The organism is Accumulibacter sp. (assembly GCF_032229525.1).
Classification (GTDB): domain Bacteria; phylum Pseudomonadota; class Gammaproteobacteria; order Burkholderiales; family Rhodocyclaceae; genus Accumulibacter.
On sequence record NZ_JAVTWB010000166.1, the window covers coordinates 1 to 7334 of the forward strand.

8 protein-coding genes and 1 pseudogene are annotated in these 7334 nt (G+C 60.5%); 7 read left to right on the forward strand and 2 right to left on the reverse strand.

Annotated elements, in window-relative coordinates:
• Nucleotides 1-52: 52 nt before the first annotated feature.
• Together RUW20_RS12680 and RUW20_RS12685 are read left to right on the forward strand one after the other, a co-directional pair.
• Nucleotides 53-277, forward strand: a complete 225-nt coding sequence (locus RUW20_RS12680; protein ID WP_313952595.1) for a hypothetical protein — start codon at nt 53-55, stop codon at nt 275-277.
• 389 nt (nt 278-666) lie between these two features.
• A complete protein-coding gene (locus tag RUW20_RS12685; protein WP_313952596.1) occupies nt 667-2010 on the forward strand; it encodes an alpha-amylase family glycosyl hydrolase in 1344 nt (447 codons plus the stop codon).
• 327 nt (nt 2011-2337) lie between these two features.
• Here RUW20_RS12685 and RUW20_RS12690 read toward each other — a convergent pair whose 3' ends face one another.
• Both RUW20_RS12690 and RUW20_RS12695 read right to left on the reverse strand, forming a co-directional pair.
• Complete coding sequence (locus RUW20_RS12690; RefSeq protein WP_313952597.1) at nt 2338-2622, reverse strand: hypothetical protein; 285 nt, start codon at nt 2620-2622, stop codon at nt 2338-2340.
• A gap of 1088 nt (nt 2623-3710) precedes the next feature.
• A pseudogene (locus RUW20_RS12695) lies at nt 3711-4001 on the reverse strand (Tn3 family transposase); the annotation flags it as partial.
• Between the two features lie 121 nt (nt 4002-4122).
• Between RUW20_RS12695 and atpD the strand changes: the two are divergent.
• From atpD to RUW20_RS12720, 5 genes are read left to right on the forward strand one after another with little or no spacing between them, the layout of a single operon-like run.
• Entirely contained in the window at nt 4123-5610 is a 1488-nt protein-coding gene (atpD, locus tag RUW20_RS12700; RefSeq protein ID WP_313952598.1) for a F0F1 ATP synthase subunit beta, read from the forward strand.
• On the forward strand, nt 5600-5989 hold the full coding sequence (locus tag RUW20_RS12705; RefSeq protein WP_313952599.1) for a F0F1 ATP synthase subunit epsilon: 390 nt from the start codon (nt 5600-5602) through the stop codon (nt 5987-5989). The genes atpD and RUW20_RS12705 overlap by 11 nt, the downstream gene beginning before the upstream one ends.
• On the forward strand, nt 5982-6320 hold the full coding sequence (locus RUW20_RS12710) for an AtpZ/AtpI family protein (protein ID WP_313952600.1): 339 nt from the start codon (nt 5982-5984) through the stop codon (nt 6318-6320). The genes RUW20_RS12705 and RUW20_RS12710 overlap by 8 nt, the downstream gene beginning before the upstream one ends.
• Nucleotides 6313-6627: an ATP synthase subunit I gene (locus tag RUW20_RS12715; RefSeq protein WP_313952601.1), complete on the forward strand. Its 315-nt coding sequence runs from the start codon at nt 6313-6315 to the stop codon at nt 6625-6627. Before RUW20_RS12710 ends, RUW20_RS12715 begins: the two co-directional genes overlap by 8 nt.
• Entirely contained in the window at nt 6617-7312 is a 696-nt protein-coding gene (locus RUW20_RS12720) for a F0F1 ATP synthase subunit A (RefSeq protein ID WP_313952602.1), read from the forward strand. The genes RUW20_RS12715 and RUW20_RS12720 overlap by 11 nt, the downstream gene beginning before the upstream one ends.
• Nucleotides 7313-7334: the final 22 nt, after the last annotated feature.

The following is a 7334-nucleotide window of genomic DNA, read 5'->3' on the forward strand; positions in this document are numbered from 1 at the left end:
CGAAGGCAACGCGTTTGACCACGCTTGACGACGGCGCACCAAGGAGACTGAAATGGGACAGAGCTACCCAATGATCCTGCCATGGGTCGCCAGAAAAGCTGGAGTTCGCGACGACAAAGCCGAGGCCTTGTGGATGGAGGCCCTGAGCGATGCCAGTGACAACAAGGGCGCCGCGCCCGAATCGCCTGAATACTGGGAGATCGCCGTTAATCACCTGCGTGCATCCCTGGCGTGTCGCGGGCGCGCCCGCGACCAATCAATGACCTTGAGACACTAAAGCACATTGATCTACCGTGAAAGAACACACTCGTCGTGCAACAGCCGCTTGACTTGGTGCCATTCGCACCTGTCCCCTGATTTCCAGATTTCACAATTGGAATCTGGTGGCCACCGTTGGTAAGTTGGCGGTCCATCCTGGTGCGATCAACTCCCTCCCCGGCAGCGTAGTATTTGCCCTCGATCCACCCGAGATCGACGGTGCGGGCCGCAATCAGGTTCCAGGGACGAGCGGCGTTGTCTCGCATGGGCCTGGCGAGTATGCTTCGCCCGCGCAAATCGCGGCCGGTGTAAAAACGCTGGCGCCGCAACTTGCCAATCTGGCAGCCTGAAGGGGAGGCTGAACGGGGACAAGGCTGACCAGTGCATATGCGAAATGCAGGAACAACCATGGAACGGCAGCTCATGAAACGCAGTGAAATCTGGTATCACCTTTATCCGCTCGGTTTTCTCGGCGCGGACGATCAGAATCCTGCCCCTGGTGCCGTGGGTGGCCCCATTTCCCACCGCCTGGCAGACCTGGTGGGCTGGCTGGACCAACTCGTCGACCTCGGGGTGACGGGACTGCTGTTGGGCCCGGTCTTCGAATCGGGATCACACGGCTACGATGTCGTCGATCCTTTTCGCATCGACCGCCGACTGGGCAGCGAAATGGACCTGGTTCGCCTCATCGACGAGTGCCACCAACGATCTCTTCGAGTGGGGCTCGATGTCGTTTTCCACCACGTCGGACGCGGCCATGCTTACTTTGTCGACGTATTGGCGCATGGTCGTGAATCTGCCCGGTCGGATTGGTTTCACGTCGATTTCGATCGCCAGGGAGACGACGGCTTCAGCTACGCCAACTTCGAGGGTCACGATCAGCTGGTGAAACTCAATCATGCCAATGGCCAGGTTCTCGACTGGGCCGTGGACGTTGCCGGTTATTGGCTGGATCGTGGCGTCGACGCGCTACGATTGGACGCGGCTTACGCGATCCCCGCGGCTTTCCTGGCGACCTTTGAGAATCGCGTGCGTGCGCTGCGACCGGATCTGCTACTGGTCGGCGAAGTGATCCATGGCGACTACGTAGCAATCGCCAAAGCGTCACGGCTGGCCTCTGTGACGCAATACGAACTATGGAAAGCCATTTGGAGTTCCCTCAACGAGCGCAACTTCTACGAATTGGCACATGCGCTGGATCGTCACAGCGATTTCTGCCAGCATTTCGTGCCGTGGAATTTCGTCGGGAACCACGACACGACGCGGATTGCCACCAAACTGATCGACCGACGCCATCTGGCGCATGCGCTGGCGATCCTGTTCACGCTACCTGGCATCCCGGCGGTCTACGCCGGCGACGAGCAGGGAGCGGAGGGTACCAAGTACGATCGCGAGGGAGGCGACGCGGAGATTCGGCGTCCGTTACCGTATCAGCCCGCCGAGTTGGCCGGCGACAGTCTCCTCATCTGGCAAATGCACCGTGAATTGATTGCTGTCCGTCGTGCTCGACCATGGCTCGTCGATGGCGCGCTCAAAGTTACGCACCTGGGTAACCGCTCGATTGCGTTCGAGGTGCGCTCACAGCAACACCTGCTGGTCACGCTGTTGAACACGGATGACCGCTCCGTTCCGTGCGCCATTCCGCCGGGGCTCGTCCCGGTCGCCGGGCACGCAGTGGCCAAACCGGAGGCGACCGAGTTGCCAGCACACGGATGGGGAATCTGGTCGTCCGCTGGTGCGTCTGTCTGCTGACCAACAGGGCGACCGCTTTGAGAATTTTGTGGGCGCTTGCGACGATGGCGCGGCTAGGTCCTGTTCGCGAGCGCAGTGCATTTGTGAAATTGGACCTTGCGCCGGCCATCGCGCCTGCTGTTACCTGTGCCGGCCAGGGTTTCGATGCACGCCTTGCAGACATTCGAGGCAACCAGAGGGCTGCATGCTGCCACTCCGCCAAGCGCACATCAGAAGATGCGGGACCTGGAGTCCGTCCTCGGCTAGCGGCCGAAAGGTGGCGCGCGACACGGTTGCCGCGCGCGCTGACTCGAGACGGGTTTTCGCTCGTCGGTCGTGGGCTTCAGCTTAGAGCTGCGACTTGAAGTACTTGAAGGAATGAACGAAGGCGTCGCGAATCTTTTCCATTTCCGCAACCATGCCGTCCCAGGAGTCTTCGCCGGCAACTCTCAGTTCTTCGAGCTTGGTGAGAGCCTGTTGGGACTGCTGGCGCAGTTTGCCCATTTCCTCCGCGTACTTCGCGCGCGCATCGGCCTTCGCTTCTTTCGCTTTGGCTTCCACCTCGCTCATCTTGGTATTCAGTTCGTCGAGTTGCAGTTTCATCTTCTCGATGTAGTCGTCTCTTTTTGACATGGTAATGGTTCCTTGTGGTTGAAAAGCTTGAAAGGATTCGGCTTGCAGGCGGTCAGGCACTCTGTGGATCGACTTGATTCGCGCTTGCTGGAGCAATCGAGCACCGTGGTCAGCATAATCGGAAAGGAACGAGGACTCTGTGCGCTGGCGTACAGATCGCAGCTCCCCATACGGCGGCGGACTATTGCACGCCGCAATTCTTGATGCTTGACGCGGTGATCGCAGCGTCGCCTGACCGGACGAAACGCGTTTGTCTTTGGCGTTTTGCTCAGACCCACCCCGGCACCCCAGTACCCGGGCATCCACCGGAGAGAGGACGGCGCTATGCGCGCTAGCGTACAGAGCCGGCGGCAAAGCACGCGTAGTGTCCTCGCAAACGGTGAGGCGCAGAGTTGGAGTACTCCTTGCAGAGATACACGCAAGGCGGCGACTGATCCGCTGCCGTAGCAGCGATGGCCTGATTTGCCGACGCTGATTGATGTCCACGGAAACTGATCAATTCCGGAGGAGTGCTCACCATGATGTGAGTGCTTCTCGTAAACCGCACAAGAGGAATCGCCATGAATTACTCAAAGCTGACTGTCGTAAGCCTTATGACACTTGCGCTGAGCGCTTGCTTTACGGTCCCCGCTGGCCCGCCCGGCCCGCAAGGCGCCACCGGCGCCACCGGCGGTACGGGGGCAACGGGGAGCACCGGATATACCGGCGCAACGGGAGGCACGGGCGCCACGGGAGGCACCGGCGCAACCGGGTACACCGGCGCGACGGGTGACACGGGAGCAACCGGCAGCACGGGCGCAACCGGTAGTACAGGTGCGAGAGGCAGCACGGGCGCGAAAGGTAATACAACGGGCGACACCGTGGTCATCGTTCCGGGCCGCTAAGGACGCCCGAGGCGAGCCATGAACGGGAGTTCACGGCTCGCCCCCGCGGCGGACACGGAGACGGACCGGCGATGAAGTCGTCCGGCCTGTCGAGGCCTTGGCAATGAGCAATTTCCCGACCACCGCGCTTCTCGTCGATGACGATCCCGCCGATGCACGACTGGTCGAGGCCGGGCTTGTGAGCTGGAACGGCCGAAAATTCCGTCACCCCAACTCCAGCCCTGCCACCGGCGCATCCAGGCCGACCACCTTGCCGTTAATGAGGAAGGTGCAGTACCCATGCAGCAGGATGTGCCGCCAGGCTGCCGGCGAAATGTGCGTGATCAGCGCCAGTGTCCTGGCGTTGCCGCGCACCTCGATCTTCGTCAGCAGCCGCGACAGGATGGCCGAGTTGTCGTGGATGACTGCGTTGGCGATCAGGGGTGCGCACGGGTTGTTGATCTCGATTTTGATGCCAGTGCGCCCGCTCAACTCTTTCTTGCCGCCGATCTGAGAGGAGTATATTCACACGCTATGTACGCTGCCGAACAGAGTACTGAGTCCGTCAAGCGACATGGTTCGTTGCTACGAGGAAGCCAAGGCGCTTCACAGGTCATTCCCGGTTTGCGGATGAGAAATGAAAATTAGCAACCTCCCTCCAAATGTCGGCAGGGTCCTGTCGGTGCGTGGCAGCGTTGTGGATGTACGCTTCGACGGACGTTTGCCGCCCATTCATTCCGTGCTGCGCACGGGGGACGACAAGCAGATCGTGATCGAAGTGCAGACGCAGCGTGATGCGCATCATGTACGCGGCATTGCCTTGACACCCACACAAGGTCTGGCACGTGGCATGGCAGTGGAAGACACGGGCGGGCCGCTGCTGGCGCCAGTAGGCAAGACGATTCTCTCGCGTATGTTTGACGTATTCGGCAACGCCATTGATCGCCAAGGGGCCTTGTCCGATGTCGAGTGGCGCTCGGTACACCGGCCGCCGCCGCCGCTGGCCCGCCGCTCCACCAAATCGGAAATTTTCGAGACGGGCATCAAGGTCATCGACGTCCTGATGCCGCTTGAGCGCGGCGGCAAGGCGGGCCTGTTTGGCGGCGCGGGCGTGGGCAAGACCGTATTGCTGACGGAAATGATCCATAACATGATCGGGCATCACGACGGTGTCAGCATTTTTTGCGGCATCGGCGAGCGCTGCCGCGAAGGCGAAGAGCTCTACCGTGACATGAAAGCTGCAGGCGTGTTGCCGAACATGGTGATGGTCTTTGGACAGATGAACGAACCGCCGGGCAGCCGCTTTCGCGTTGGCCATGCCGCGCTGACCATGGCCGAATATTTCCGCGACGATGAGCATCGCGACGTGCTGCTGCTGGTCGACAATATCTTTCGCTTTATCCAGGCCGGCATGGAAGTATCCGGTTTGATGGGGCAAATGCCGTCCCGTCTCGGTTATCAGCCGACCATGGGTACCGAACTGGCCGGACTGGAAGAGCGCATCGCCAACACCGACACCGGCGCCATCACTTCGATCCAGGCGGTGTATGTGCCGGCGGACGATTTCACCGATCCGGCGGCGGTGCATACCTTCGCCCATCTTTCCGCCTCCATCGTGCTCTCGCGCAAGCGCGCCAGCGAAGGGCTTTTTCCTGCCATTGATCCGCTGCAGTCCAGTTCGCGCATGGCGACGCCGGGCATCGTCGGCGAGCGCCACTATGCCCTGGCACAGGAAATCCGCCACACGCTGGCGCAGTATGCGGAACTCAAGGACATCATTGCGATGCTCGGCCTCGAACAGCTTTCGCCGGAGGATCGCCAGGTGGTCGCTCGTGCCCGCCGCCTCGAGCGCTTTCTGACCCAGCCTTTTTTCACGACCGAACAGTTCACCAATCTGAAAGGAAAACTGGTCAGCCTGAAGGACGCGCTTGATGGTTGCGAACGCATCCTGCGCGATGAATTCAAGGACACCCCGGAAAGCGCGTTTTACATGATCGGCAAGATCGATGAAGCGAAGAGAACGGCTCCCCCCGAGCAAGCCGCCAAGGAAGTCGACGCCAAACCCGCCGCCGAGGCCAGGCCTGATGCAACCCCCGAAACAGCTGCAGTCACCGATGAATCTTAAGATTCTGTTGCCGTTCCAGGTATTCGACGAAAAGACCGGTGTGTCGTGCATCGTCGCGGAGACGCGCGAGGGTTCGTTCGGGCTTCTGCCACAGCGGCTCGACTGCGTGGCGGTACTGGTGCCCGGAATCCTGACCTATGAGACCGAAGCCGGTGATGAAATTTTTGTCGCCGTCGATGAAGGGGTGCTGGTCAAGGCCGGCGCGGAGGTGCTGATTTCGGTACGCCGCGCACTGGGCGGAAAGGATCTCGGTCAACTACGCACGGCGGTCGACAAGGAGTTTCTGACCATTGACGAGCAGGAGCAGAGCGTACGTACGGTCATGGCCAAACTGGAAAGCGGATTTCTGCGCCGCTTCGCAGCCTTTCACCATGATTGACGAACCCACCGGCAAGGCATCGAAAAGCGCTTCAGCCTTCGCCGACAAGATAGCCGCCAAGGCGGCGCGCAAGCTCAAGGCGCGGCGCAACGCCGCGCCGGGCACCTGGTTCGGGCTGGGCATGATGGGCCTGGTCGGCTGGTCGGTAAGCGTACCGACCTTGCTCGGTGCGGCACTCGGACTGTGGGTGGACAAACACCACCCAGGCCAGCATTCCTGGACCCTGGCCTTGTTGATGGCGGGGCTCGCGATCGGCTGTCTGAATGCCTGGCACTGGGTAGACAAGGAAGACAAGGCGATGCGGGAGGAAGCGGAAGATGACGATGAATGACCTGTTCGCATTGGTGCTGGCGGGCATGGCAGGTTTTGCACTCGGCGTGGTTTTCTTCGGCGGCCTGTGGTGGACGGTACAAAAAGCCGTTTCGTCGCGACGACCGGCGCTACTGTTCCTTGGCAGCCTGCTATTACGTATGAGCCTGGCGCTGGCGGGGTTTTATGCGGTCGGCCACTCGGATTGGCAGCGGCTGCTGGCGTGTTTGTTCGGCTTTGTAGTCGTGCGTTTCGTCGCGGTGCGCTTGACTCGCCCACCAGTCAAAGGGGAAAACCACCGCACACAGGAGATGAGCCATGCGCCTTAGCCCGGACGAGATCATTTTCTGGCAGCACGGATTTTTCAAGCTCAATGGCACTATCGTGTTCACTTGGGGGCTGATGCTGCTGCTGACCGTCGGCTCCCTGTTGATCACACGCAAGCTTTCCACCGGGCTGAAACGCTCGCGCTGGCAGAACTTTCTTGAAATCGTCGTCACTGGCATCGAACAACAGATTGAAGATGTCGGCCTACCCCAGGCGCGGAAATTCCTCCCCTTTCTTGGCACCTTGTTCCTGTTTGTTGCCAGCGCTGCGCTGTGCACCGTCATTCCCGGCTATGAACCGCCGACCGGTTCGCTGTCGACCACGGCGGCGCTGGCGCTGTGCGTGCTGGTGGCGGTACCGCTGTTCGGCATCGAAGACCAGGGCCTGGGCGGCTACCTCAAGTCCTACATCGAGCCAACGGTGATCATGCTGCCGTTCAACATCATCAGTGAAATCTCGCGCACCCTGGCACTGGCGGTGCGCCTGTTCGGCAACATGATGAGCGGCTCGATGATCATTGCCATCCTGCTGACCATCACGCCATTCGTTTTCCCGATTTTGATGACCCTGCTCGGCCTGCTTACGGGCATGGTGCAGGCCTACATTTTCAGCATTCTCGCTGCCGTCTACATCGCCGCCGCGATGCGCGTTCGCAAGCCACGAATCAGTGCCGAACCCGCGCCTTGAAACAACCATTACCAAAGAGAGC

Excerpts from the sequence above, each read along its gene's own strand:
- RUW20_RS12680 (WP_313952595.1), top strand. The coding sequence starts at position 53 with ATGGGACAGAGCTACCCAATGATCCTGCCATGGGTCGCCAGAAAAGCT.
- RUW20_RS12685 (WP_313952596.1), top strand. The coding sequence starts at position 667 with ATGGAACGGCAGCTCATGAAACGCAGTGAAATCTGGTATCACCTTTAT.
- RUW20_RS12690 (WP_313952597.1), bottom strand. The coding sequence starts at position 2,622 with ATGTCAAAAAGAGACGACTACATCGAGAAGATGAAACTGCAACTCGAC.
- atpD (WP_313952598.1), top strand. The coding sequence starts at position 4,123 with ATGAAAATTAGCAACCTCCCTCCAAATGTCGGCAGGGTCCTGTCGGTG.
- RUW20_RS12705 (WP_313952599.1), top strand. The coding sequence starts at position 5,600 with ATGAATCTTAAGATTCTGTTGCCGTTCCAGGTATTCGACGAAAAGACC.
- RUW20_RS12710 (WP_313952600.1), top strand. The coding sequence starts at position 5,982 with ATGATTGACGAACCCACCGGCAAGGCATCGAAAAGCGCTTCAGCCTTC.
- RUW20_RS12715 (WP_313952601.1), top strand. The coding sequence starts at position 6,313 with ATGAATGACCTGTTCGCATTGGTGCTGGCGGGCATGGCAGGTTTTGCA.
- RUW20_RS12720 (WP_313952602.1), top strand. The coding sequence starts at position 6,617 with ATGCGCCTTAGCCCGGACGAGATCATTTTCTGGCAGCACGGATTTTTC.